The following is a 24,009-nucleotide window of genomic DNA, read 5'->3' as shown; positions in this document are numbered from 1 at the left end:
AAAGTTGAAAGAGTTAGCTACATTAGCTGTAAACTCAATCCGAGGATAATTATATATATCTCTATTTGTGTTTTGGGTTTAGAACTCGGAACTGGTTCACAGAATTGAAATTAAATTGGCGAATTTAAGGCGATTTTCGGATTTTTTTGTTTTTTTGTTTGGGTGTCGTAAGTGTTTTTCCGCTTTTTCAGATTTTTACAGTGTGCTGTACAAATACTCAATTCTTCGTTTATCTTCCGTCAATTGAATGTGCTTAAACGCATGTTCAGTGAGTAGTTTGGCGCTGCTTTTCAGACGGTTATTTTCAGTAAAGTCGGTGGGTGCTATCTGAATCAGATTTTTATGCATATACAATAACTTTAAAACGATCAAAATATCATGGGCGCAGTAGGTTCGAAAGGGGGCCATGATTTGGAACAGTAGATCTTCGAAATCCAGGGTTTTAATCTGTACGCGAGTGGTTGTGTTGTTGTTCTCATCGTCATCGACTTTATCCTGAAACCATTGCCGTGGCTGATAGCGCAAGCGAAGTGCCAGTAACTGGGTGAGGTAATCGATACAGGTGAGGGCGGTTCCCGGGTCGTTAATACCCGGAGACATGGCTTTAACGGCGATTTCGGTAATCACTTTAAAGCCTAAATCTTCGTTGTCACTGACTGAGACCGAAGATTCGATTAAAAATTGTTTGTGAATATCTTTTGCCAAACCATCTTCCACCAGTTTTCGGGTTCTAAACAGCGGTGTGCCGGCTAACATGTAATAGCTGCGACCAACCAAAATCTGCATTTGGTTGTCATCTTTTTGCATTAGTTTAAGTAGTGCGCCGGTGTCGACCGCACTGAGATAGCCGGTGGTTTCGGAATGATATAAGGTCCACTTGTCGTCCGCAGAAAAGTCAGCCGGCGATTTAGTTAAAATTGGTGACTTGTCATTGTCTTTACCGGCTTCAAGTAGGCGAATAAACTGATCGGCTGAGTCATGGTAAATACGGTGTAAAATATGATCCACCTGGATGGATTTTGAGATGGAATGAATAAAATAAATAAAGGCCGTCAACGAGGTCGCCATCATTAAGATGGCCATCAGAATCATGCTGCCTGGTGTGGTAACTTCTTTGCCTTCGGATTGAATCAGCATCAAGGCCAGCAGACAGAAAAACAAACTGGCCAGATAAATGCCTAAAATGATTTGATGTTTTTTATTGGAGACCAGACCGGGCAATAAGCGCGGTGAAAAATTAGCAGCGGCCTGATTCAGTAATATCATGACCATGGAAAAACTGAAGACCAATATGGAAATGAAGCCACCGATAAAGGTGCCCAGAATGGTGCGTGCTGTTTCAAAGCTTTGCACCATGACAATCGGTACATGTTTAATGAAGAATTGTGACAAGCCCAGTTGTTCTAAGTAAATCATCACCAATGCCAGAAACAAACCGGCTAAAGCCATGACGCTGGGATAAAAAGCGATTTGCCGCTCAAGCTTGACAAAAAAATGCAGGGATTTTTTAACCGGATTAATCATTAAGACTTACAGCCAGCGCCCGACCTTTTTTAAATAACGGTAGTAAATATCACCAAACTGTTGGTGTAAAATTTTCTCTTCTGGAATAATTTGGTAGCGGTTCATATAGAATACGAATAACGGTAAAAATACAAAACCCACCAGATTGGACAGAATAAAGGCCCAGGCGGTCAGCCACATCAGAAAACCCAGGTACATGGGGTTTCGAGAGAAGCGATAGATACCTGTTGTCACGATGGTTGTGGTATTTTCCGGGTATCTGGGATCAATGGTGGTTTGTGCTTTTTTGAAATGGAAAAAACCAGACAACGTCAAAAATAAGCCCAGTAAAAAAAATAAGCCGGCGATAAAAGGCGTTAAGAAAAGCGTATAGTTCAGGCCCGGAAAAATATAGCGCAGAGAGGCCATGGCCGCCAGCCAGATAACAAAAATTAAGGCGGGCGGAATTTTTAAAGCCAAACGGGTTAAATTGACTGGTCGTTCTTGTGACATATTATTTGTGTGTTTTTTTATTAATTGTAACGCAAAAAGACAGGGATTGGGAACCGTTAAAAGAGGGTTTATGTTTTCAAAAAGGCTGTTTATAATAAATCTTTAACAAATAAAAGGTAAGCGGATGGCTAAATTATTTCCAGTACCCGAAATTCTGCAAAGTGGCTTAATGCCGGTTTCTGATATCCACACCATTTACTGGGAAACTGCAGGCAATCCACAGGGTAAACCGGTTATATTTGTGCATGGTGGTCCAGGCGGTGGTGTATCTGAAAAAACCTTACAGTTTTTTGATCCGGATAAGTACCATATCATCCAGTTTGACCAACGTGGCTGTGGTAAAAGCACGCCCCATGCTTGTGTGGAAGACAACACAACCTGGGATCTGGTGGCCGATATGGAGCGTATTCGTGAACATTTGAATATTGATCAATGGCAGGTATTCGGCGGTTCCTGGGGCAGCACTTTGTCCTTGGCGTATGCGCAAACTCACCCTGATCGTGTCACTGAATTAGTCGTTCGTGGCGTGTTTTTATTTCGTGAAAAAGAAATGCACTGGTTTTATCAGGATGGCTGCAGTCGGATATTCCCGGATGCCTGGCAACCGTTTTATGAACATATCCCCGAAGATGAACGCGACAATCTCATGGCCGCTTACCAAAAACGCTTATTCAGCGACGATAAAGATGTGCAGTTAAAAGCGGCTGAGCGTTGGTCGGTGTGGGAAGGTTCGGTCTGTCATTTATACCCCGATTTAGAACATATTGAGGACAATGCCGAACCTGAATTTGCGCTGGCCTTTGCCCGCTTAGAAAATCATTATTTTATGAATAAAGGCTTTTTTGACCATGAAAACCAGTTGCTGGATGACTGTGACAAAATTGCTGATATTCCCACCATTATTGTTCAGGGGCGCTATGATGTGATTTGTCCGGTGGAGTCGGCCTATGAACTCAATCAGCGATTAAATAATTCGGAACTGGTGATTGTCCCCGATGCCGGACATTCTGCCTTTGAGCCAACGCTTGCTGAAGCACTGGTGGATGCCACCAACAAGTTTGCCAACAATGCGTGATTAAACCACTTCCAGTTTGGCGTATTTAGCGGCCAGCACTTTAGGTCCGGCGTCGTTAAATTGTACCAGTACCTGCAGATAATCCCCTTTGCCGTTCATGTCTGTGACCACGCCTTCGCCGAATCGGCTGTGGCGCACGGTCTGACCGATTTGATAGGGCAGGGATTCTGACGGCCCCGGGTTAAAGCGATGGCTGCCCGGCCGGTGGTAGCCGCTCATTTGTGGTTTCGGTGGATGGATGTTGCCGCGAATTTGGTTGATTAATTCCTTGGGTACTTCACGCAGAAACTGTGAGGGTAGACAGGCGGACATCTTGCCGCGAATGCGCCGTGATGTGGCATAACACAGGATGAGTTGTTTTTCGGCGCGGGTGATGCCGACATAGGCCAAACGGCGCTCTTCCTGTAATTTCACCGGATCATCCATGGATTGAATGTGGGGAAATAAACCCTGTTCGAGACCGACAATAAAGACCACCGGGAACTCCAGGCCCTTGGCGGAGTGTAAGGTCATAAGTTGCACATGGGGTTCATCGGAATTGTCACGGTCACCGGCATCTAAGCTCACTTGTGACAGAAAAGCAGATAAGGGCGTTAATCCCAGCGCGCTTTCCTCATCTGACATGCTGAAGCTTTCCGCGGCATTAATCAATTCGTCTAAGTTTTCTAAGCGGGTTTGGGCTTTTTCGGGTGGTTCTTTGAGGTAATGGTCTTTTAAACCACTGCGTTCGATGATGTCGCTGAATAATTCCGCCAAGCTTTGATTTTGACTGTTATGTTCTAATTCATCTATTAAAGTGGTGAAATGTACCAGGGATCCGGCGGCACGTTTGCTCAGTTTACCGGCTTGACTGAGTTGCGTGCCGGCTTGCCATAAACTCACGGTCTCCATTTGCGCCTGGTTGCGAATGCGATTAACGGTGGTTTGACCGATACCTCGGGTTGGTGTGTTAATGACACGCTCGAAGCCTAAATCATCCTGGCGATTATTGATTAAACGGGCATAAGCCAGTACATCTTTAATTTCCATACGTTCAAAGAAACGCAGGCCGCCGTATATTTGGTATGGAATGGCGCGTTTTAAAAGATTTTCTTCTAACAGTCGTGATTGTGCATTGGAGCGGTACAAAATTGCAATTTCATTGGCTTTGGTGGTGTTGGCCAACATGCGTTCAATTTGTTCGGCCACAAAATAAGCTTCATCGTAATCAGAATGGGCGCCGTAAACTTGTAGTTTTTCACCGGCAGATTGTGCAGACCAGAGGTTTTTGCCCAACCGTTTTTGGTTATTGGCAATCACTGCATTGGCGGCATCCAGAATGTTTTGGGTGGAACGGTAATTTTGTTCTAATTTATATTGTTCAACGTTGGGGTAAAGGTTCTGGAAATCTAAAATATGATCCACGCGAGCACCTCGCCATGCATAAATGGATTGGTCATCGTCACCCACCACCATAACGCTGTTATCGCCACCGGCTAAAACTTGAATAAAAGCCGATTGAATGGCGTTGGTGTCTTGAAACTCATCCACCAGGATATGAGAAAAGCGTTGTTGATATTTTGCTTGTAAATCAGCGTTATCCAGTAGTAATTCATGGGCTCGAATCAGCATCTCGGAAAAATCCACCAAGCCGGCGCGACGACAATGGGCATCGTAATGGGCATAGACTTTTAAAAACACACCGATGTTGTAATCACCCATATCATCAATTTCATGTGGTCGCAGGCCTTCATTTTTTTGGTCGTTAATATAAGCCTGTACAGTCCGTGGTGGCCATTGTTTTTCATCCAGTTCCAGTTCGTTTAGACAACGTCTGATCAAACGGTATTGATCGTCGTTATCTAAAATCTGGAAATTTCGTGGTAAGCCCGCGGCCTCATTGTTTATTTGCAATAGTCTTAAAGCAATGCTGTGAAAGGTACCAATCCATAAATCCCGTACCTCACGATTCAACATATGACCAATGCGGTTTCGCATTTCCGCAGCAGCCTTATTGGTAAAAGTAACCGCCAGAATACTAAATGGGGAGACAAATTCAGCAGTTATTAACCAGGCAATGCGGTGAACTAACACCCGGGTTTTACCGCTGCCGGCGCCGGCCAAGACCAATGCATGCTGGGCATCTGTGGTGACTGCTTGCGCCTGGGTTTCGTTGAGGTTTTCAATAATACTGTGTGGGTCTAATGGCATCCCGATGACTCCTGTAATCGCCCATCCAGACGTCGTTTTAGTTTGATAGCGGCTTGATAAACATTGCCGTATTGTGATTCCAGGAAGTCATCAATGGCCGCTTGACCGAATTTGTTGAGCGGATAAAGCCAATGTTGATGACCGTTGGTTTCAGTGAGTACAGTCCAGACATAACCGGCATCCGGGTGCATATAATCTTCTAACTGCGGCTTTTCGGGCTGTAATTCCGAAGGTTCATTATGATAATAAAAGTCACCCTCAATGAGCCTGCTCTCTATGGTCTTATCAATCGGCAATTCAAGATCACTATCTGTCAAAAAATAACCCGTTTCAAGACCATGACTATGAAATACCTCATCAGCTAATCTTTGCGCCATCAGCCAGACAATATAATCTTGTTCAGTGCTTTTTGGGTGCTGATTATAAAAAGATTTGAGCGTGTAAAAAGGCATAAAAACCTGTTGTCCACGTAGATGGAAACCCTGCCGGTTGTGGTTGATATCAGCACTTTGATTTTTTGACAATAATGCAGATTCAATGACCTGCCATAAATGATGCATACCCACTTGGTTATAGTGGTTGTGCATCATCGCGATTAAATCTAAATGCGTCATGTAATTGGCGTGTACAATTTGGCCCTGGAATAATTTACTTAACAGCTGATAAGTGGGTGGCGAGACCATGCCTTTATCCAGTAATTTATGCTCAAATCGATATCCGACATCACTGTCTTCAGTGATTAAAACAAATGGAACATGCATCAAGGGTGCAGGTGTTTTCGGTGGCTGCAAGCCTTCAGGCATATTGCCATGATGTGCGCCTATGGATAAGACCCTGTGCTGATGTTGTTCGCCTTGAAAAGCGGCAGATGCGTATTTCAATAAATTATTGTGTACAGCAAAACCTGGTTTTAACAAGGCTTCTGTGGGGTAACTGGCGGCGGCTATTACCAGAGAAGTTTCGGGACTTAAATGCAAAACTTTACTAAGCTCCAACGCCATTTGTTCACCAAGCTGAGCCGCTTGGGATTTATCAAGGGTGTTTTTTAAAGCAGTTTGGCATTCTAAACTGATGACCCCGAAATAATGCTGAGAATTAATCATGGTGCTCGAACCAGGGTTTAATGGTATTCGATAAAACATCTGCGCCTTCTTTACGTAAGGCTGAGAAGGTTTGGCAGGTGGTTGATTCACTGATGGCTAAAATCGCCTTTTTAGTTTGAAGTAAGGTTGTGGTTGCCTGTGAATGGCTTAATTTATCGGCCTTATTCAGTAACACATGACTGTACAGGCCTGATTGCGCAGCCCAGTTAATCATTTGTTCGTCAAAAGCTTTCATCGGATGACGAATATCCATAATAATGACCACCCCAATAAGGCTTTTGCGGTGCATTAAGTAATGGTCAATTTCCTTTTGCCAATGTTTACGCATTTTTTCCGGTACTTTGGCGTAACCATAGCCGGGTAGATCAATCAATCGTCTGTCGGGTGCAAACTCAAAACAATTAAATAGCTGGGTGCGACCCGGGGTTTTACTGACTTTGGCCAGTCCGCGGTGATTAGTCAGGGCATTGATGGTGGTACTTTTACCGGCATTGGAGCGACCGACAAAGGCGATTTCTTGACCGCTGTCTTCAGGTAATTGGTCATAGCGGTAAGCACTGACTAAATATTGGCTTTGATTGAATAAATGACTCATAGGGTGTTGCTTAATCCGAAAAATGTGTGGACAGTCAACCAGCCAGCTAATCATTGATGCTTGGAGACTGTTTTATGGTGCCGTATTTTAATGGACTGGGTTCAAATTTGATATGTTTGACTGCTGATATTGCGTTATAATAGCGCACTTTGTTAACCAATAAACCGATTAGGGGTTGTTATGAAACAGATTGTTTTTGTTGTTTTGGCTATATTTTCCGGTCAACTATTGGCACAAGGTGATGCCGAAAAAGGACAGGCCTTATCGGCCACTTGTGTGGCTTGTCATGGTACTGATGGTAACAGTGTTAATCCGATTTGGCCAACCATTGCAGGTCAGCATCCACAGTACACAGAGCGACAATTAAAGTTATTTAAAAGCGGTGATCGGCCCAGTGCCGTTATGATGCCAATGACGATGGGCTTGACTGAAGAGAATATGGCCGATTTAGCGGCTTATTTTGGCCAGCAAGAAGCCAAATTGTTGGCGGCAGATCCGGCCCAAGTTGAATTGGGTGAAGCGATTTATCAAGGTGGCCTGAAAGACCGAGATATTCCGGCTTGTATTGCATGTCATGGACCAACCGGTCAGGGCAACCCATTGAGCGGATATCCTGTGGTTGCTAACCAACATGCCCCATATCTGGTTAACGAGTTAAAACTATTTAAAGAAGGTCGCGTGGTTCCAGGTAAAGACGAGGTCAATGGTAAAATCATGGCCGACATCGCGAAATATATGAGCCAAGAGGAAATAGAAGCTGTAGCCAGTTACATGCAAGGTTTGCAAGCGCAATCTAACTGAACTTTGCCCCGGACATCCGGTCATAATTAAATCAATAAACGAGGATTACACATGAAAAAACTGATTTTACTTTTGGCGGTAACCATGATTTGGGGTTGCTCTCAAGCCAATGATTCCGATTCGGAGGCGGCAGTTGAGCAACAAGCTAAGCAAACCACTGAAGCCGTTAAGCAAGAAACACAAGACAAAATTAAGAAAGAAGTGGAAGAAGTTGTTGCTGAACAAAGCGAAAAAGCCAAGGAACAAGCCAAAGAAGTTGCTGAGCAAGTTTCTGATGAGTTAACAGATGGTCATGACCACAGTCACGATGAGGCTCAAGAATCAGCACCGAGCGCGAACACAGACTACCAAGCAGGCATTCACTATAATGTAATAACACCTGCCTGGGATACCGGTCGTGATGATGTGGTTGTGTATGAGTTTTTTAGTTACATGTGCACCCACTGTAATAGCTTCCAGCCTTATATGAAACGCCTGGAAAGTGATTTACCCGAAAATATTAAGGTACAACGTGTGCCGGTGGTTTTTTACCCACAATGGCGTCCGCATGCACAGGCCTTTTACACATTTGAAGCCATGAATATGCTGGATCAAGCGCATGGGCCGTTTTTTGCAGCCATTCATCAACATAAAAAACAGTTTCGCAACATAGAAGATGTGGCTGATTGGGCGGCGGCTTCTTTTAATGTGGATAAGGATAAATTCCTATCCACTGCAAAATCATTTATGGTGGATGGTCAGATTCGTAAAGGCATGCAAATGATGCAGGCCATGAATATTACATCAACGCCAACATTGGTGGTAAACGGCAAATATACCCCCAACTCTCAACAAATGCGTTCACGTGATGACATCATAAAAGTCACTGAAGCGCTGGCGCTACAAGAAGCTGAGTAATAATAACTAAGCGAAAAAAACCGGTCCCAGTGACCGGTTTTTTTTGCTTAAAATATACCGACTTAGAACTTCCGTCTAATGTCTTTCACCGATTGTAGTGTTGATAAACGATTAATAACGCGGTTGAGGTGGTCAAAATCTTTGGTTTGAATGGCGATTTCGATGGTAATGGCATCGCTGTGTGTGCTGTTGTCTGTGTTAAGCGCAACAATATCACTGTCCAATTGTGCCAATAAGTGACTCATGTCTTTAATAACATTTTTACGGTCTTCGACAATAATATTAAGGACGCTGGTGCTGTGATCAGTGGCACTGTCTCGCCAGCGAACATTGATTAAGCGGTTGGGCTCCTCTGAAATCATATGAATAAAGTTATCGCAACCGCGGCGATGGACACTGATGCCTCGGGTTCGGGTAATAAATCCACCCACCGAATCACCGGGCATGGGTTTACAACAGCTGGCAAAAGTGGTTTTTAAATCAGCAACACCTTCCACCACCAGGTCGTTTGGACTGGCTTTTTTGGAAATACTTTTGCTGGCTGCTTTTTGAGGTTTTTTCTTTGGATTAAGTTGTTGATCAGCACGACGCAGCACTTGTGATACCGTGATATCACCCGTGGCAATCATGGTATATAACTTATCTAAACTCTGTAAGTTAAAAGAACTGAGTAAATTATTAATGTCTGCATGTTGTAACGCATATTTATTGAGCTCCCGCTCCAACATGTCTTTGCCAACGGTTAAATTTTTATCAAAGTTATTTTCTCGAAACCATTGTCTGACCTTTGCTCGGGCTCGGGCGCTTTGTAGGTAGCCTGATTGCTCGTAAAGCCAATCTTTGGATGGTTTAGGTTCTTTCGCGGTGAGAATTTCAATTTGTTCACCGGTTTTTAAAGGACGGGTCAGAGGAATAATGGCGCCATTAATTTTAGCGCCCTGACAGCGATGCCCCACTTCAGTGTGTACTTGATAGGCAAAATCCACCGCAGTGCTGCCTTGGGGCAGGTCAATAACATCACCTTGAGGTGTAAATACATAGACACGTTCTTCTTGGGTGTCTGATTGAAAAGCCCCTAATAAGTCATCACTATGGGTGTTTTCATTGAGTAATTCACGCATCCAGTTGACTTTTTTGTCAAATCCACTGTCTTCGCGGCTGCCGTCCTTATAGCGCCAATGAGCGGCCACCCCGAGTTCCGCATGTTCGTGCATTTGGTGGGTACGAATTTGGACTTCTAAGGTTTTACCGGATACCATCACCACTGTATGTAAAGATTGGTACATGTTACCTTTCGGTTGGGCAATGTAATCATCAAATTCTTTCGGAACATGCGGCCACATGGCATGCACCAAACCCAAAGCAGCGTAACAGTCAGCCACGGTATCAACCAATACGCGAATGGCGCGGATATCGTATAAACCTTCAAATTGTAGGTTTTTTTGCTGCATCTTTTTGAAGATGCTGTAAATATGCTTGGGCCGGCCGGCGATATCAGCGGCGATGTTATTGTCCTTGAGGACCTGTTGTAATTCTGTTGAACAGCGGCTAATAAATTGTTCTCGATCATCACGCTTTTCTGCCAGTTTTTTGGCAATCATGCGATAAGTTTTGGTGTCTAAAAAACGAAACGATAAGTCTTCTAACTCCCATTTGATTTGCCAGACACCTAAGCGATTGGCTAAGGCAGCATGGTAAGTCATGGTTGATGTTGCCAGCTGTTTTTGAATATCGTCGGAGAAATTCAGTGCAGCGCGCATTAAAACTAATTGTTCGGCCAGTAAAATGAGTACTAAACGCACATCATTCAACATGGCAAATAATAAGCGGCGTAAACCTTCGGCATTACTGGATTTCGGATTGCGTAACCAATCGGCCTGATGAATTTTCAATAAATCATCCAATGTTTCCCGCTGTGCGTCGGTCAAGTCAGTGATGACTTCGGTGCGACTATCGGGATAGTTTCTGATTTGATGAAAACACACAAAAATTTCTTTAATGTCTTGATCGGCTTTTAACGCGTCAAGTAGATGCAAGGTTTTGCTTTTGTGGTCCTTTGAGCAGTGATTGTCATCTAACCAGAAATCTTCACTTGCTTGAGTGGCGTGTTCATTCATGTGGTTTGTTGTTTTTTTTAAGCGCTAAAAAAAGTGAGTTGGTCTGTAAGCCGGGTTCTGTACGATAAATCGTGGCAATCATTCATCTGGATCAGACATTACTGCCGACCTCAAGCAACCTACCCGAAAACAAGTGCGGGTCACACCATTAGTTTTCCTATTTGGTCTTGCTCCAAGTGGGGTTTACCATGCCAACTTTGTTACCAAAGTCGCGGTGCGCTCTTACCGCACCCTTTCACCCTTACCCGACCACTCAATTTTTAACACTCAAAAGCATTAAAAATTGAGTGGTCGGGCGGTCTACTCTCTGTTGCACTGGCCGTAGGCTCACGCCTCCCGGACGTTATCCGGCACTTTACCCTGTGGAGCCCGGACTTTCCTCGAATGCATGAAGCACCCGCGATTGCCCAACCAACTCATGGGCTATTATTGGGTCGTTATCGTATAAATACAACTTGTATTTGAATTTTTAAACAGGCAATATTAAGTCTATTATTTATGAGTTATTGTTTTAATGAAAAAAATGTGGTCATCGCTTATGCTTGTGTTTTGCTGTTTTTCGTTGACGGCAACAGCTAAAGAACAAGATAACTGGCTAAGAATCGACAATCCAAGTCAGGAATTAAGGCGGCAAATGTCAGGTGTCGCCATTGAATATGACCATTTTTTATGGTTGTCGGAAAATCAATTACCACAAAATTCATCCATTTCTGATGCCTCGGTTCACGTAATCGCGCAACCCTTTCACGTCAATATTGATAACCAAAGAATAGACTTAAATGATGCGCAATTACCCAATAATATATGGTTCCAAGATTTGTCTCTGGGACGCAGCAGTGGTTCAACTCAACTTTATATCGTGCAGTTCAAAGGTCCCATCAAAGCGGAATGGTTAACAGCCTTGCAGGCTGAGAATGTCCAGCTTATTAAGCCCTTGGCACCTTTTTCTTGGATTGTTTTAGCGAATCCCGAACAGCGAAACAGCCTAAGTCAACTGCCGGCATTGAGATCGGTCAGTTATATGTACAGTGCTTTTAGGGTGGCTACAGTTAATCGAAATTTGGATTCTGCGATTTTGCCGACCATGGCTCTGGTTGTTACTGATCAATTACAGGACAGTCAAAACACGTTGATTCAATTAGGTGCCATAATCGACTCAACAGTTACCATTGACAAAAATTTATCGGCGATAAATTTCAGTCTATCCGGCTCACAATACCAAGCCGCCGCCGCCATCCCTGGTTTACTAACCATTCAAAAAGTCGCCACCGACGGCGGGCCACGGGGTGAAATGAGCCAGCAATCGGTCGTGGGTGCTTTTAATAATAATTTAACCGTGGCGCCGGGTTATCAGAGTTGGCTAACGGCTGCCGGTGTCAATGGCAATGGTGTGACGGTTGGTGTGGTTGATGGTGGTATTCAAAATAATCATCCCGATTTGGTCGGTCAGTTTGCGGCTTGTTCAGGTTCGGGTCCGAGCTGTGGCAACAGCACCGATACGCATGGTACTCATGTGGCAGGTGCGATTGGTGGCACCGGTGTTAATAATTCAATGTTAGGTGGTTTTAACCGTGGTCTGGGTGTGGCGCCGGGTGTTCATATTGTTGAACAGTTATATGCCCCTTTAATGGGTTCAGGTCCCGGTGGCATGGTGGCCGGCGGTATGTTGTCTATTTTTAAAGATTCACAAACCAGTGGTGTTTTACTGGCCAATAATTCCTGGGGTCCGAGTGGCACGCCACAAGGTTACGATATTCCTACCATGGAGTTGGATATGATTGCCCGTGATGCCAATCCCGATATTCCGGGCAATCAGCCGGTGATGCCGGTATGGTCGATTATGAACGGCAATGGTGATTCAGGCGGTAGTTGCGCGCCATCATCTCTTGGCGCACCCGATGAAGCCAAAAATTTATTTGCAGTGGGTTCAACCAAGCTACAAAGAAGCAACGGAAGCCAGCAAAATGCACTTTTTGATGTGTCTTCAAACAGCGGCCATGGTCCGGCTTGTGACGGTCGTTTGGTACCGCATATTGTGGCACCGGGTTGTTATACTGATGCGCCATTAACCAGCACTGGCTATGGCATGAATTGTGGGACCTCCATGGCCTCACCGGTGGTTTCCGGTGCAGTGGCTTTGTATTGGCAGCAGTACAAAAACAACCACGGTGTCGATCCCAGTTCCGCTTTGATCAAAGCACTGTTCACGGTTAAAGCCGATGACTTGAACGGCTATAATGACGCTGATGGTCATGTAATGAGCCACGCCCCAAACCGAAAGCAAGGCTGGGGCCGACTTAATTTAGATACCATTATTAATCCCGCGAATGCCGTCTGGCTAAAAGATCAACAAGTGATGTTTTCTACCAGTGGTGAGCAATGGTCAGTTCCTTTGGTGGCTGAAAACCCCAATGAACCGGTTAAAGTCATGCTGGTCTGGACTGATGCGCCAGGTTTTCCTTCAGGAACCTCCACTCCGGCTTGGGTTAATGATTTGGATTTAATGGTGAAAAACAATAACAATACCTACCTCGGTAATCAATTCGCCGGTAACGGTTTTTCAACCACCGGTGGCAGTCCTGATGAAAAAAATAATATGGAAGCCGTGTTTTTAAATCCAGCACAACACCAAGGAAATCGGTTTACAATACAAGTCATGGCGGCCAATATCATGGGCGACGCCCTTAATCCCCATAACCCAAGCACCAACCGCCAGGATTTCGCTTTAGTCTGCGACAACTGCCAAATCTTGGCTGATTTAATTTTTGAAAATGGTTTTGAGTTAAGCGATCTTATTTTTAAAGATGGGTTTGAATAAACCTGATTCTATAACCTCGTTCTCACGCTCTGAGATTGTGAAATAACTCAGCCAGGCACTAAAAATGATATAATTATATTACATTAAATCCTACCATATTTATGGACTCTTTTTATAAAGCTGGCACTGACCGAAGCCAACATCTTTTATTCCCCCCAAGCCTTGATGAGTTTATTGATGAGGAAAATAGTGTCAGAGCCATTGATGATTATGTCAGCATATTAGACCTTAAAAAGTTAGGGTTTAAAGATACCCGGCAAAGTCCCCGATCTGATGGCCAAAAAGCATATAGCCCGCAGCTACTACTAAAAATCTATATCTACGGTTACTTAAACAAAATTAGAAGCAGCCGAATGTTGGAACGTGAGTGTAAACGCAATGTTGAAATGATGTGGTTGACTCAAAATTTAGTACCAAGCTATCACACCATTGCTGATTTTAGAAAAGACAATCCTAAAGCATTAAAAGCGGTATTTAGAGAGTTTGTTCTATTGTGTAAAAAGCTCGAATTAATAGGCGATGGCATCAAAGCTGTCGATGGTGCTTTTTTTAAAGCCAACGCTTCTAAAAACCAATTATTAATGAAGAACAATCTTGAAAAGGACTTGATCAAGGTTGATGAGAAAATAGATCAGTATTTAGCCACATTAGATGCCACAGATAATGAACGTCAGCCCATAGATATTGGCAAGGAAATTCCCAAAGATTTAAAGAAGCTCAAAGCCAAGCAAGAAAAAATAAACGCAGGTCTTGAGCTCCTTAATCGACTCAATAAAAAGCAACATAACTACACAGATCCCGATGCCTCATTAATGAAAAAGCCGGGCCATAACCTCATGGCCTATAACACCCAGATAGTCGTCGATGATAAACAAAAGTTAATTATAGCAACAGACATATCATCAAAAGGGAACGACAATGAACAACTTCATAAAATGTCGCGACAAGCTAAAGCCACATTGGAAAGCAGTTCAATGAATGTGGTGGCTGATACAGGCTATTACAGCGCCAAAGAAATTAAAAAATGCAGGGATGAAGATATTGATGTTATCGTGCCTGAGGCCAACAGAACCAGACAGAAGCTATCACAAGGAAAATTCAGCAGAGATCACTATAAGTATGATCAAGAATCAGATTGCTACACCTGCCCTAATGAAGTCATAATAAAAAGAACCAACAGCAAGCAAGTTAAAAATGGAAAAACATATTTTAAATATGTATCACCATCGGCGATTTGCAAAACCTGCCCATTAAAAGACCAATGCCTTTCAAAAAAATCCAGTTACAAACAACTTTACAGATGGGAACATGAAGCAGTCATTGATGCCCATAAACTTAAAATGGAAACAGCCAACGCCAAGGAACTAATCAAAAAAAGAGGCTCAATCGTGGAGCACCCATTTGGCACCATAAAAAGAGCCCTTGGATGGGATCATTTCCTGGTTCGAGGCAAAGAGAAGGTGTCAGGCGAAAATGCCCTCATAATGTTCGCTTATAATTTTAGACGAGTACTGAACATCTTAGGAAATAACGGTTTCAGAGCCATGATTAGGGCTACTTAAGCCCTCAAAGCAGATTTACTCTACCAAAATTCAATAAAATACCAAAAACAACTAAACTTGATGATAGTTTAAACTAATGTTTAAAAACAATAGATATTTATAACGTTAAATAGACAACCAGGTTTCGGTTATTTCACAGTCTCTCTGCGTGGGAACGAGTAAAAGAGGCGACCTAGTAACACAGCTGGTCGCCTGTTATTTTGTTACTCAGTAGTCTTATTCTTCACATACTTCTCCAGCCATTGATCTTGTTCCCACAGCACGTGCAGGATGGATTCTTTGGCGCGGTAGCCATGACTTTCTTTTGGCAGCATCACCAGACGGGCGGTGGCGCCGAGGCCTTTTAAGGCGTTGAAGTAACGTTCTGACTGCATCGGGTAGGTGCCGGAATTATTGTCTGCGGCACCATGAATAAGTAGTAACGGCGCATTCATTTTATCGGCGTGCATAAACGGCGACATGTTGTAATATATCTCAGGTGCTTCCCAGTAATTACGTTCTTCAGCCTGAAAACCAAACGGTGTCAGCGTGCGATTATAGGCACCGCTGCGGGCAATGCCGGCAGCAAAGGTATCCGAATGGCTGAGTAGATTGGCGGTCATAAAAGCACCGTAAGAATGACCCGCCACGGCCACCCGTTCAGCGTCAATATAGCCCATATCAGCCACCGCTTTGACGGCCGCATCGCCATTGGCGACTAATTGTTGGATAAAGCTGTCATTAGGTTCTTCGTCACCTTCACCAACAATAGGAAAACCCGCATCATCAAGTACCGCGTAACCACGGGTTACCCAGTAAATCATGGAACCGTAATAAGCATAGGTGAATTCGTTCGGGTTTTGGCGATTTTGCGAGGCGCTGGCCTGGTCTTTAAACTCAGTGGGATAGGCCCACAGAATCATCGGTAATTTCGGTTTTTGATCAAAATCATAATCGGCCGGTAAATATAAGGTGGCCGATAAGTCCACACCGTCCGCGCGTTTGTATTTAATCACTTCTTTGTGAATGTTAGTCAGTGATTTAAACGGATTCTCAAAGTCAGTGATTTCACTTAACTTATCCTGGTTTAAATCACGGATATAATAATTGGGAAATTCATTCGGTGCTTCAATACGAACCAATAATTGTTGGCCATCATCGCTAATCACATCAACCAAGGTTTCCAGTTTATCTTTATAAGATGATTGATAAATCCGTTTCTTATCAAAACTGCTTAAATTAAATTCATCATAAAAAGGAAATTGACCGGCATCACTAAAGCCATCGCCCAATAAATAGGCTTTACCATCATGAATCCGCAAAACCTCTTCACCGTATTTATTCTTAACCAACATAAAACGACCGGGATCGGCATAGACATCCTGATAATTGCGGCTGTCGATCAGGCGCGGTGCTTTGGATAAATCGCTGGGAGTAAACAATGAGGTGTTGATTTGTCGAGTATTCCACCAATAATCAAAAATCAGTGCCCGCTGATCATCACCCCAGGTTAACTGATAAAAACGGTCTTTTGTTTTTAGCATTGATTCCGGCGTTGCTTTAAAGGGTTCAGCCAGCTGAAACACTTCGTCTCGAAAGTCTACTTTATTTTCAGGGTCACCACCGTCCAAAGCCTCCACCCACACCAAAGTCGCCGGCTTATCGCTGCGCCATTGCATCTCACGTTTACCGGTGCGAACTGCCATAAAACCCTTCGGTAGATCTTCAATCAAGGGCACTTGATTCACGGTTTTCACCTGTTGGCCGGATTTTTTCAGAATATCCGTTTGCACAGGGAATCGATAATAAGGCACCAAATAAGAAAATGGCCGTTGAATTTGTGTCACCATGACGTAATCGCCAGCCGGTGAAACAGTTAAATCACGATACATGGCGGTGTCCGCCCAGGGATTTTGCTTGCCGTTTAAATTCACTAACTGCAAGTCAGATAGAGCCAATTGTTCAAAATTAAATTCATCCTGTGGATTGTTCAGCAAATCCTGATATGTTCTATTCTGGGCTTTGGCACCATCACTGGTGCTCACCGTTGGTCCGGTGGGTACAGCTTGATCTGTATCGATTAGTGCCTTGCGGTCTTCGGGTAAGGTTTTTATCAGTAATTGGTTGCTGTTTTTCAGCCAGGTATAGGGCTGACCCAGATTGGCATTCAGATTGGGTTGACTTAAAGATTTCGCCTGCCGGGTTTTAATATCCGCCACCCATAAGCTCACGCCTTTATCAGTGGTATGAGTGAACGCGACCTTTTGCTCATCCGGTGACCAACTGACATAGGCCAATTTAGGATTTTGCGGCAAGCCGGATAATTCGTGGGTTTGTGAAGAATGGATATCCTGAATTTTAATGTTGTTATAATACCGAATACGACTGGAAATATTCGTGTCCGGATTAATCCGTAAACCCGCCAAACGCATTTCAGGTGCCGATAATTCATCAATCGACTGATAGGTATCACGGTATAACAGCAACAAAGTGTCAGCAGCAGAATCAATACGCACCGAAGGTGCCCGATCTATATCCACCAACTCAAGTATTTCCTGCGGTGGTTTCTGGTAATCCAGGGCTTCCTGCGCCAGGGCAGAAAAACTGAAAACAAAAGTAACAATAAGCAACAAAAAAGGCATAACAGCTCCAATCTAAAATTCAACCATCAATTCTACCAAACACCCCATCAAAACGACGGGGTCGAAAGTCATGGATTGGTGATTCTTTAAAACATTGTGGTGCACTGAAATATAGGTATTATTTGTAACAATAGCTACGAGCTTAAGCTATGTTGATCGTTTAATCTTAGCGGGGGGCTTAAATGAACAGTTTGTCTAAGGCGCAACAAGTTAAAACTTTAGTTGTATAACTTATCTTAAGTGGGTATTAGGGATTCTAATTGTGGAACTTATAAGGTAGTAGATAACGTTTTGGACATAAGTCGTGGTGGATGAAAATAAAGTAAAAAGACGATTGAGCTTGTCGAAGCCATTGGAGGAATATCTATGCTGTTATAACGCCTTCGACAAGCTCAGGTTACTTGTGGATTTAGGTTTAAATTGCATGAACTCATAAACTTATTCCACTATAATAAGCCGTTCTTTTACATGCCAATGTTCACATGGATAAACAGGTACTGACTTTTCAGGATTTAATACTTCGCTTGCAGCAGTTTTGGGCGAAAAACGGTTGTGTCGTGATTCAGCCTCTGGATTTAGAAGTGGGTGCGGGGACCTTTCATCCGGCGACTTTTTTACGGGCGATTGGACCGGAGCCATGGAACAGTGCCTATGTACAGCCCAGTCGGCGGCCGACGGATGGCCGCTATGGTGAAAACCCAAATCGTTTACAGCATTATTATCAATTCCAGGTGGTGTTAAAGCCGTCACCGGATGATTTTCAGGAGCTGTATTTAGCCTCCTTAAAAGCCATTGGTATCGATACTTTGGTGCATGATATTCGTTTTATTGAGGATAACTGGGAATCGCCGACTCTGGGCGCTTGGGGTTTGGGTTGGGAGGTCTGGCTTAATGGCATGGAAGTGACTCAGTTTACCTATTTTCAGCAGGTGGGTGGCTTAAACTGCAAGCCGGTGATGGGTGAGATTACGTATGGTTTGGAACGCTTGGCCATGTATTTGCAAAATAAACAATCGATATACGATTTGGTGTGGGCAGAGACACCGAACGGCACCGTGACTTATGGGGATGTTTTTCATCAGAATGAAGTGGAACAATCGACCTATAACTTCGAGCATGCCGATGTACCGGCTTTGTTTCAGGCATTTGATCAGGCTGAGAAAATGTGTCTTTTATTGATTGAAGAAAAACTACCCTTGCCGGCGTACGAGCAAGCGTTAAAAGCTTCGCATACTTTTAATTTACTCGATGCGCGTAAAGCCATCAGTGTCACTGAGCGCCAGCAGTTTATTTTACGGGTCAGGAATATGTCAAAATCAGTGGCAACGATGTATTATCAATCCCGTGAAGCTCTGGGTTTCCCGGGTTGTCAAGATCATAATCAAGCACGCAAGGAGGCTTAACCATGGCTGATATTTTATTTGAATTGGGCTGTGAAGAATTACCACCAAAAGCCTTATATGGTTTATCAAAAGCCTTATTCGACGGTGTCTGTGCACAATTAAACGAACAGGGTTTTGCGTTTGCCGAGGATTCCAGGTGGTTTGCCTCACCGCGACGTTTGGCGTTTTTACTGCGTGATGTCAGTGAGCAATTAGCCGACCAAAAAGTCGAAAAACGTGGCCCATCGGTGGCGGTGGCTTATGATGAGAATGGTAAGCCGAAACCGGCAGCCAGCGGATTTGCCAAATCCGTGGGTGCCGAAGTGGATGATTTGCAGACCCTTAAAACCGACAAAGGCGAGTATTTGGTTTATCAGGTGGTGGAAAAAGGCCTGAATATTAATGATGTGTTGCCCGGAATGATTGAGCAAGCCATCAAGCAACTACCGATTCCAAAACCGATGCGATGGGGTAACCATGATTACGCTTTTATCCGACCGGTGCATTGGTTGGTATTAATGAATGGCAAGGATGTGATTGCAATGGACTTATTCGGCCATCAAAGTGATCACAAAACGAAAGGACATCGATTTCACCACGCGGGTTGGCTGCGTATTGACAGTGCTTTGGATTATAAAGCGGTTTTACAGCAAGCTGACGTGATGGTAGATCATTTAGAACGTGAGCAGTTGATTAAACAACAGGTAAACGCGGAGGCCGAAGCGGTCGGAGGCCGGGCTTTAATTAACCAGGCTTTACTGCAGGAAGTGGCCAGTATCGTTGAGAAACCGGTGGCTGTATTGGGCGATTTTGATTCAGAATTTTTAAAGGTGCCGAGAGAAGCGCTGATTTCTTCGATGGAATCCCATCAGAAATATTTTCCAGTGGAAAACAATCAGGGTGAGTTAATGCCGCATTTTGTGGCGCTGGCGAACATCGATTCAAAACAACCGGAATTGGTGAAAAAAGGTTTTGAGAAAGTCATTACACCACGATTAGCGGATGCGCGATTTTTCTGGGAAAAAGACAAAGCCAGGCCACTTGCCGAAAACTTACCGTTGCTTGCGAAAATGACCTTTGAGAAATCCCTGGGTTCTTATGCTGATAAGACCGATCGTATTAAGCATATTATGGATTGGCTGGCACCAAAAATGGGCTTTAGCATGAAGCAAGGTGAACAAGCTGCCAGGCTAATGAAATGCGACTTAATGTCTGATATGGTGGGCGAATTTCCTGACTTACAAGGCCTGATGGGTGGTTATTATGCCGCTGCCCAGGGTGAGGACAGGGAAGTCGCCAACGCCATTCGTGATCAATATTTACCACGTTTTAGTGGTGATCAATTACCGGAAAATGCGCTGGGTCAGGCGTTGGCGATGGCCGACAAAATGGATACCCTGGTGGGGATTTTTGCGGTCGGTAAAAAACCCACCGGTTCAAAAGATCCGTTTGCTTTACGGCGTGCGACTTTGGGCATTATCAGTATTCTAAAAGATAAACAGATTCAGGTCAGTTATACGGAGTTGATTGATTATTGCTTCGCTGTATTGGCGGAAAACAGTGATTTGGCGGCGGGTGAGGTAGCGAAAACAAGTGTCCGGCAGTTTTTTATTGAACGCTTGCGCCATTTTTATATTAATCAGGGCGTGGCGCACGATGTCTTTAATGCCGCTCATACCTTAGATGCGACTGTGTTGTCCGACTTAGATCAGCGCATTCAGGCCACCGAAGATTTTAAACAGCAGGATTATGCCAAATCACTGATTGAAGCCAATAAACGCGCCACCAATATTGTGGCGAAAGCAAATGTTCCGGCAGAGCAGTTAGAAAAGGTCGATGTCAGTCTTTTTGATTCGCCTTTGGAAACACAACTTGATGAAAAAATTAAGGTCATCGCACCGAAATTTACGGTATTGGTCGATGATAAAAAATACAGTGAGGCTTATCAATTATTGGCGACCTTGGCACAACCGTTGGATGACTATTTCGAAGGCGTGATGGTGAATGTTGAGGATGAAAAAATTCGTTTAAACCGTTTGGCTCAACTGACTCAAGTTAGTCGTTTAACCGGTTCGATTGCGGATTTATCAGAATTGGTTAAAAGTTAATTAAATTCAGTACCGACAATTTGATTGCGGCCTTGTTGTTTGGCTTGGTAGAGGCAGCGATCGGCACGTTTGGTTAATTGTCGGTAGGCTTGATTGGGTGATGTTTTATTCACGTCCAATGTGACAAAGCCAAAACTGAGGGTAAGCCAATCAGCGGCTTTATTATCGAGGTGCTCTATGTTCTCGGATTTAATTTTTTGTTGAATGTTTTTGATGAACTGATGGGTTTGTTGTGAATCATGATTAAACAGCACCAAAATAAATTCTTCACCACCAAAGCGAGCGATAAAACCTTTCTCTAAAGGCACTTGCTGCGACAAGATTTTAGCAATCTTTATTAAAGCGTCATCACCTTTGAGGTGGCCATAAGCATCATTATAATTTTTAAAATAATCAATGTCGCATAACATTAAACTGAGGTAATCCAGTGATCTGATCTTGGCGTCAAATAAACGCTCAAAATGATTGTTAAAATAACGCCGATTACCAATGCCGGTGAGACCATCGGTTTCACTTTGTTTTAATAATCGTTTATTGTGGTTCTTTAAATCCTCATTTTTAACATAGACATCAAAAGCATTCTTTTGCATAAAATAAACAGCAAACACACCGAAAGTATTGGTGGAAATCTGGAAGAACAGGCTGGTGACCATAAACTCTGAAGCCACGTCGGAAAAGTAAAAGGTATTGATAAAGTAGGCCAGTGTAACACCAGAACCGGCCAAAATAGCCGGCTTCAACATGAGCTTATTCATGGTATAGCCGTAGAAGATAACCAGAAGTAAACCCTGGGCATAAATGGGTTTATAAATACCAGGTACATAGGCGGACATAAAGACAACACCTAATCCGGCAATAAATACCAGTAAGCCAATAATTGTTTGCCAATGGTGTTTTATTCGTGGATGAAAGGTTAATAGAATCAGTAGCAATAATATGAGGGTGACAAGCAGTCTGATTTTTAGAAGTTGCCAGGTGGTTTCATCGGCCAGGTAAAAATCCAGAAAACCAAAAACGAAGTAATAACAGGCTGCAAAAATAGCCATTTTTCGAGCATAGTTCAGTTGCCTTTCAATGAACTTTTTCTTAAATGCGGCATGCTCGGGGCTTTTAAAAAACCATTCCATGATCTCGGTTCATGTGAGGGTCTTTATAATTTAGCACATGAGCCGCTTGATGGGTATTATTTTAGATTACGGTTGAGTTGTTCGGTCAAGGCAGTTTTCATAATGTGATAAATCATATTTTGTTCCAGCACGCCGCGCACCAGCTGGCTGCCGGCACCGGTGGCATAAATAATAACATCTTCACCGGAATGGGTCTCAGATTTTAATGGGATGGTGGCCGCCTGTTTGTAGTTATCGGCCGTGGTGTCCACATGGGTTAAATCGGGACGTTGATCGCCGTTGACATAACCCGGACCATTGGCATAACTGAGTGTGGTCATGGGTTTGCCTTGGGCATCCAGTTGTAATTGATTCGATGGATTGCCCTCATCATCAGGGACCACAATTTTACCTAAAATCGGATTGCCGCGTTGCGCATAACCACTGAACGTCATGGTATGGGCGTGATCGGCAGTGACGATAATCAGGGTTTCGTCGAGATCAACATGCGCTAAAGCTGCTTCAATGGCCCGGGAAAATTCCACGGTTTCCGTTAATGCCAGTTTGGCATAGCCGGCATGGTGGCCATGATCAATGCGACCGCCTTCGATCATCAGGAAATACGGTTTGTCTTTTTGTGCCAACATTTTGATAGCAGTCTCGGTCATTTCTGTTAACGAAGGCTCACCGGCTTCGTCTTTAGAACGGTTCATTTCATACTGCATGTGTGATGGTTCAAACAAACCGAGCAGGTGGTCGGTTTGGCTTAAATCAAGGGCTTTAAATTGCTGATGGTTCCAGACATAGGCCGCGTTGGGGTATTTGTTTAACCATTCCTGCGTTAAATCACGGCCATCGCCACGTTTGCCGGGTTTTAGCATACTGTATTCGGGATCTGCATAGGTGTTTGGGATAAAGTTACGGCGACCACCTCCCATAGCCACTTCCAAACCATTACCATGGGGATAATCGATTAACTGTGCAGCAATGTCTTGGCAGTTATCAGCGTTTTTGGGTAAATCGCTGTCAGCTTCCCAACTGCGACTTTCGGCATGGGCATAAGTCGCCGCCGGAGTTGCGTGGGTTAATCGGGTGGTTGTCACCACGCCGGTATTCATGCCGGCCATTTCAGCCCGGGATAACAAAGAAAGGACAGGGTATTTTTTATCGCCACACACACCAATAGCGACACGTTCATCAACACTGATGGCACCGGCTTTGGTTTTGACGCCGGTGATCATGGCGCTCATGGTACCGGCTGAATCCGGTGTTTGTAAGTTGGTGTTATAGGTTTTGGAGAGTGCAGTATGCGGAAACTGTTCAAAGCTGAGTAGGTTTTCTTCACCGGGCTGTCCCTTTTGCTGGCCCTCATAAATACGGGCGGCATTGACCGTGGCCAGGCTCATGCCGTCACCGACAAAGAAAATCACGTTTTTGGCTTGTTTGGGAAATGTTGGAATCGATTGTAAGGCTTTGATTTTAGCTTCACCGGCTTGATACCAGTTATTATTGGTTTGCGTGACTGCTTTTGTATTGCTTAAATTTGGTTTGATTTCAGCGCCGGCACAGGCTGTTAAGGCCATTAATGCGACACAAACGATACTCATACGGATGAATT

Annotated in this window: 16 protein-coding genes and 1 other RNA gene; 7 read left to right on the top strand and 10 right to left on the bottom strand. The window is 43.9% G+C overall.

What is annotated here, in order from left to right; genetic code table 11:
* Window positions 1-195: 195 nt before the first annotated feature.
* Complete coding sequence (locus OS173_RS03545) at window positions 196-1,524, bottom strand: DUF2254 domain-containing protein (RefSeq protein WP_267182900.1); 1,329 nt, start codon at window positions 1,522-1,524, stop codon at window positions 196-198.
* Window positions 1,525-1,530: 6 nt separating this feature from the next.
* Entirely contained in the window at window positions 1,531-2,016 is a 486-nt protein-coding gene (locus OS173_RS03540) for a methyltransferase family protein (protein WP_267182899.1), read from the bottom strand.
* Between the two features lie 124 nt (window positions 2,017-2,140).
* Here OS173_RS03540 and pip point away from each other — a divergent pair, with 124 nt between their 5' ends.
* Window positions 2,141-3,091, top strand: coding sequence for a prolyl aminopeptidase (pip, locus tag OS173_RS03535; RefSeq protein ID WP_267182898.1), 951 nt, complete (start codon window positions 2,141-2,143; stop codon window positions 3,089-3,091).
* Here the strand turns inward: pip and uvrD are convergent, their stop codons facing one another.
* From uvrD to yihA, 3 genes are read right to left on the bottom strand one after another with little or no spacing between them, the layout of a single operon-like run.
* Window positions 3,092-5,281, bottom strand: a complete 2,190-nt coding sequence (uvrD, locus tag OS173_RS03530; RefSeq protein WP_267182897.1) for a DNA helicase II — start codon at window positions 5,279-5,281, stop codon at window positions 3,092-3,094.
* The gene (locus OS173_RS03525) at window positions 5,272-6,384 is read right to left on the bottom strand and encodes a hypothetical protein (protein ID WP_267182896.1); all 1,113 of its coding nucleotides are present in this window, start codon (window positions 6,382-6,384) and stop codon (window positions 5,272-5,274) included. The genes uvrD and OS173_RS03525 overlap by 10 nt, the downstream gene beginning before the upstream one ends.
* Window positions 6,377-6,979 (bottom strand): ribosome biogenesis GTP-binding protein YihA/YsxC, encoded by a 603-nt coding sequence (gene yihA / locus OS173_RS03520; RefSeq protein ID WP_267182895.1) that lies wholly within the window; start codon window positions 6,977-6,979, stop codon window positions 6,377-6,379. Before yihA ends, OS173_RS03525 begins: the two co-directional genes overlap by 8 nt.
* Window positions 6,980-7,159: 180 nt before the next feature.
* On the opposite strand from yihA, the gene OS173_RS03515 reads away from it, so the two are divergent.
* On the top strand, window positions 7,160-7,780 hold the full coding sequence (locus OS173_RS03515; protein WP_267182894.1) for a c-type cytochrome: 621 nt from the start codon (window positions 7,160-7,162) through the stop codon (window positions 7,778-7,780).
* Between the two features lie 51 nt (window positions 7,781-7,831).
* On the top strand, window positions 7,832-8,677 hold the full coding sequence (locus tag OS173_RS03510; protein WP_267182893.1) for a thiol:disulfide interchange protein DsbA/DsbL: 846 nt from the start codon (window positions 7,832-7,834) through the stop codon (window positions 8,675-8,677).
* Between the two features lie 62 nt (window positions 8,678-8,739).
* On the opposite strand, the gene OS173_RS03505 is transcribed toward OS173_RS03510, so the two are convergent.
* Together OS173_RS03505 and rnpB are read right to left on the bottom strand one after the other, a co-directional pair.
* Window positions 8,740-10,794 (bottom strand): RelA/SpoT family protein, encoded by a 2,055-nt coding sequence (locus OS173_RS03505; protein WP_267182892.1) that lies wholly within the window; start codon window positions 10,792-10,794, stop codon window positions 8,740-8,742.
* Between the two features lie 30 nt (window positions 10,795-10,824).
* An RNA gene (gene rnpB / locus OS173_RS03500) (RNase P RNA component class A) lies at window positions 10,825-11,213 on the bottom strand.
* 95 nt (window positions 11,214-11,308) lie between these two features.
* On the opposite strand from rnpB, the gene OS173_RS03495 reads away from it, so the two are divergent.
* Together OS173_RS03495 and OS173_RS03490 are read left to right on the top strand one after the other, a co-directional pair.
* Complete coding sequence (locus tag OS173_RS03495; RefSeq protein WP_267182891.1) at window positions 11,309-13,612, top strand: S8 family serine peptidase; 2,304 nt, start codon at window positions 11,309-11,311, stop codon at window positions 13,610-13,612.
* 101 nt (window positions 13,613-13,713) lie between these two features.
* The gene (locus OS173_RS03490) at window positions 13,714-15,174 is read left to right on the top strand and encodes an IS1182 family transposase (protein ID WP_267182890.1); all 1,461 of its coding nucleotides are present in this window, start codon (window positions 13,714-13,716) and stop codon (window positions 15,172-15,174) included.
* Window positions 15,175-15,377: 203 nt separating this feature from the next.
* Here OS173_RS03490 and OS173_RS03485 read toward each other — a convergent pair whose 3' ends face one another.
* Window positions 15,378-17,795 (bottom strand): S9 family peptidase, encoded by a 2,418-nt coding sequence (locus OS173_RS03485; protein ID WP_267182889.1) that lies wholly within the window; start codon window positions 17,793-17,795, stop codon window positions 15,378-15,380.
* Between the two features lie 482 nt (window positions 17,796-18,277).
* On the opposite strand from OS173_RS03485, the gene glyQ reads away from it, so the two are divergent.
* Complete coding sequence (glyQ, locus tag OS173_RS03480) at window positions 18,278-19,198, top strand: glycine--tRNA ligase subunit alpha (protein WP_267182888.1); 921 nt, start codon at window positions 18,278-18,280, stop codon at window positions 19,196-19,198.
* Between the two features lie 2 nt (window positions 19,199-19,200).
* Window positions 19,201-21,285, top strand: a complete 2,085-nt coding sequence (glyS, locus tag OS173_RS03475) for a glycine--tRNA ligase subunit beta (RefSeq protein WP_267182887.1) — start codon at window positions 19,201-19,203, stop codon at window positions 21,283-21,285.
* On the opposite strand, the gene OS173_RS03470 is transcribed toward glyS, so the two are convergent.
* Both OS173_RS03470 and OS173_RS03465 read right to left on the bottom strand, forming a co-directional pair.
* A complete protein-coding gene (locus OS173_RS03470) occupies window positions 21,282-22,412 on the bottom strand; it encodes a GGDEF domain-containing protein (RefSeq protein ID WP_267182886.1) in 1,131 nt (376 codons plus the stop codon). The two genes, glyS and OS173_RS03470, sit on opposite strands and share 4 nt — an antisense overlap.
* Window positions 22,413-22,468: 56 nt before the next feature.
* Entirely contained in the window at window positions 22,469-23,998 is a 1,530-nt protein-coding gene (locus OS173_RS03465) for an alkaline phosphatase (RefSeq protein WP_267182885.1), read from the bottom strand.
* Between the last annotated feature and the right edge of the window lie 11 nt (window positions 23,999-24,009).

Source organism: Marinicella gelatinilytica (genome assembly GCF_026410405.1).
In the GTDB taxonomy this organism is placed as follows: domain Bacteria; phylum Pseudomonadota; class Gammaproteobacteria; order Xanthomonadales; family Marinicellaceae; genus Marinicella; species Marinicella gelatinilytica.
This window is presented reverse-complemented; position numbering and strand designations above follow the sequence as displayed.

Bases quoted from the DNA above. Each gene is read 5' to 3' on its own strand.
- OS173_RS03465 (WP_267182885.1), bottom strand. From the start codon at position 23,998: ATGAGTATCGTTTGTGTCGCATTAATGGCCTTAACAGCCTGTGCCGGC.
- OS173_RS03490 (WP_267182890.1), top strand. From the start codon at position 13,714: ATGGACTCTTTTTATAAAGCTGGCACTGACCGAAGCCAACATCTTTTA.
- OS173_RS03505 (WP_267182892.1), bottom strand. From the start codon at position 10,794: ATGAATGAACACGCCACTCAAGCAAGTGAAGATTTCTGGTTAGATGAC.
- glyS (WP_267182887.1), top strand. From the start codon at position 19,201: ATGGCTGATATTTTATTTGAATTGGGCTGTGAAGAATTACCACCAAAA.
- OS173_RS03515 (WP_267182894.1), top strand. From the start codon at position 7,160: ATGAAACAGATTGTTTTTGTTGTTTTGGCTATATTTTCCGGTCAACTA.
- glyQ (WP_267182888.1), top strand. From the start codon at position 18,278: ATGGATAAACAGGTACTGACTTTTCAGGATTTAATACTTCGCTTGCAG.
- uvrD (WP_267182897.1), bottom strand. From the start codon at position 5,281: ATGCCATTAGACCCACACAGTATTATTGAAAACCTCAACGAAACCCAG.
- yihA (WP_267182895.1), bottom strand. From the start codon at position 6,979: ATGAGTCATTTATTCAATCAAAGCCAATATTTAGTCAGTGCTTACCGC.
- OS173_RS03470 (WP_267182886.1), bottom strand. From the start codon at position 22,412: ATGGAATGGTTTTTTAAAAGCCCCGAGCATGCCGCATTTAAGAAAAAG.
- OS173_RS03540 (WP_267182899.1), bottom strand. From the start codon at position 2,016: ATGTCACAAGAACGACCAGTCAATTTAACCCGTTTGGCTTTAAAAATT.
- pip (WP_267182898.1), top strand. From the start codon at position 2,141: ATGGCTAAATTATTTCCAGTACCCGAAATTCTGCAAAGTGGCTTAATG.
- OS173_RS03545 (WP_267182900.1), bottom strand. From the start codon at position 1,524: ATGATTAATCCGGTTAAAAAATCCCTGCATTTTTTTGTCAAGCTTGAG.
- OS173_RS03510 (WP_267182893.1), top strand. From the start codon at position 7,832: ATGAAAAAACTGATTTTACTTTTGGCGGTAACCATGATTTGGGGTTGC.
- OS173_RS03495 (WP_267182891.1), top strand. From the start codon at position 11,309: ATGAAAAAAATGTGGTCATCGCTTATGCTTGTGTTTTGCTGTTTTTCG.
- OS173_RS03485 (WP_267182889.1), bottom strand. From the start codon at position 17,795: ATGCCTTTTTTGTTGCTTATTGTTACTTTTGTTTTCAGTTTTTCTGCC.
- OS173_RS03525 (WP_267182896.1), bottom strand. From the start codon at position 6,384: ATGATTAATTCTCAGCATTATTTCGGGGTCATCAGTTTAGAATGCCAA.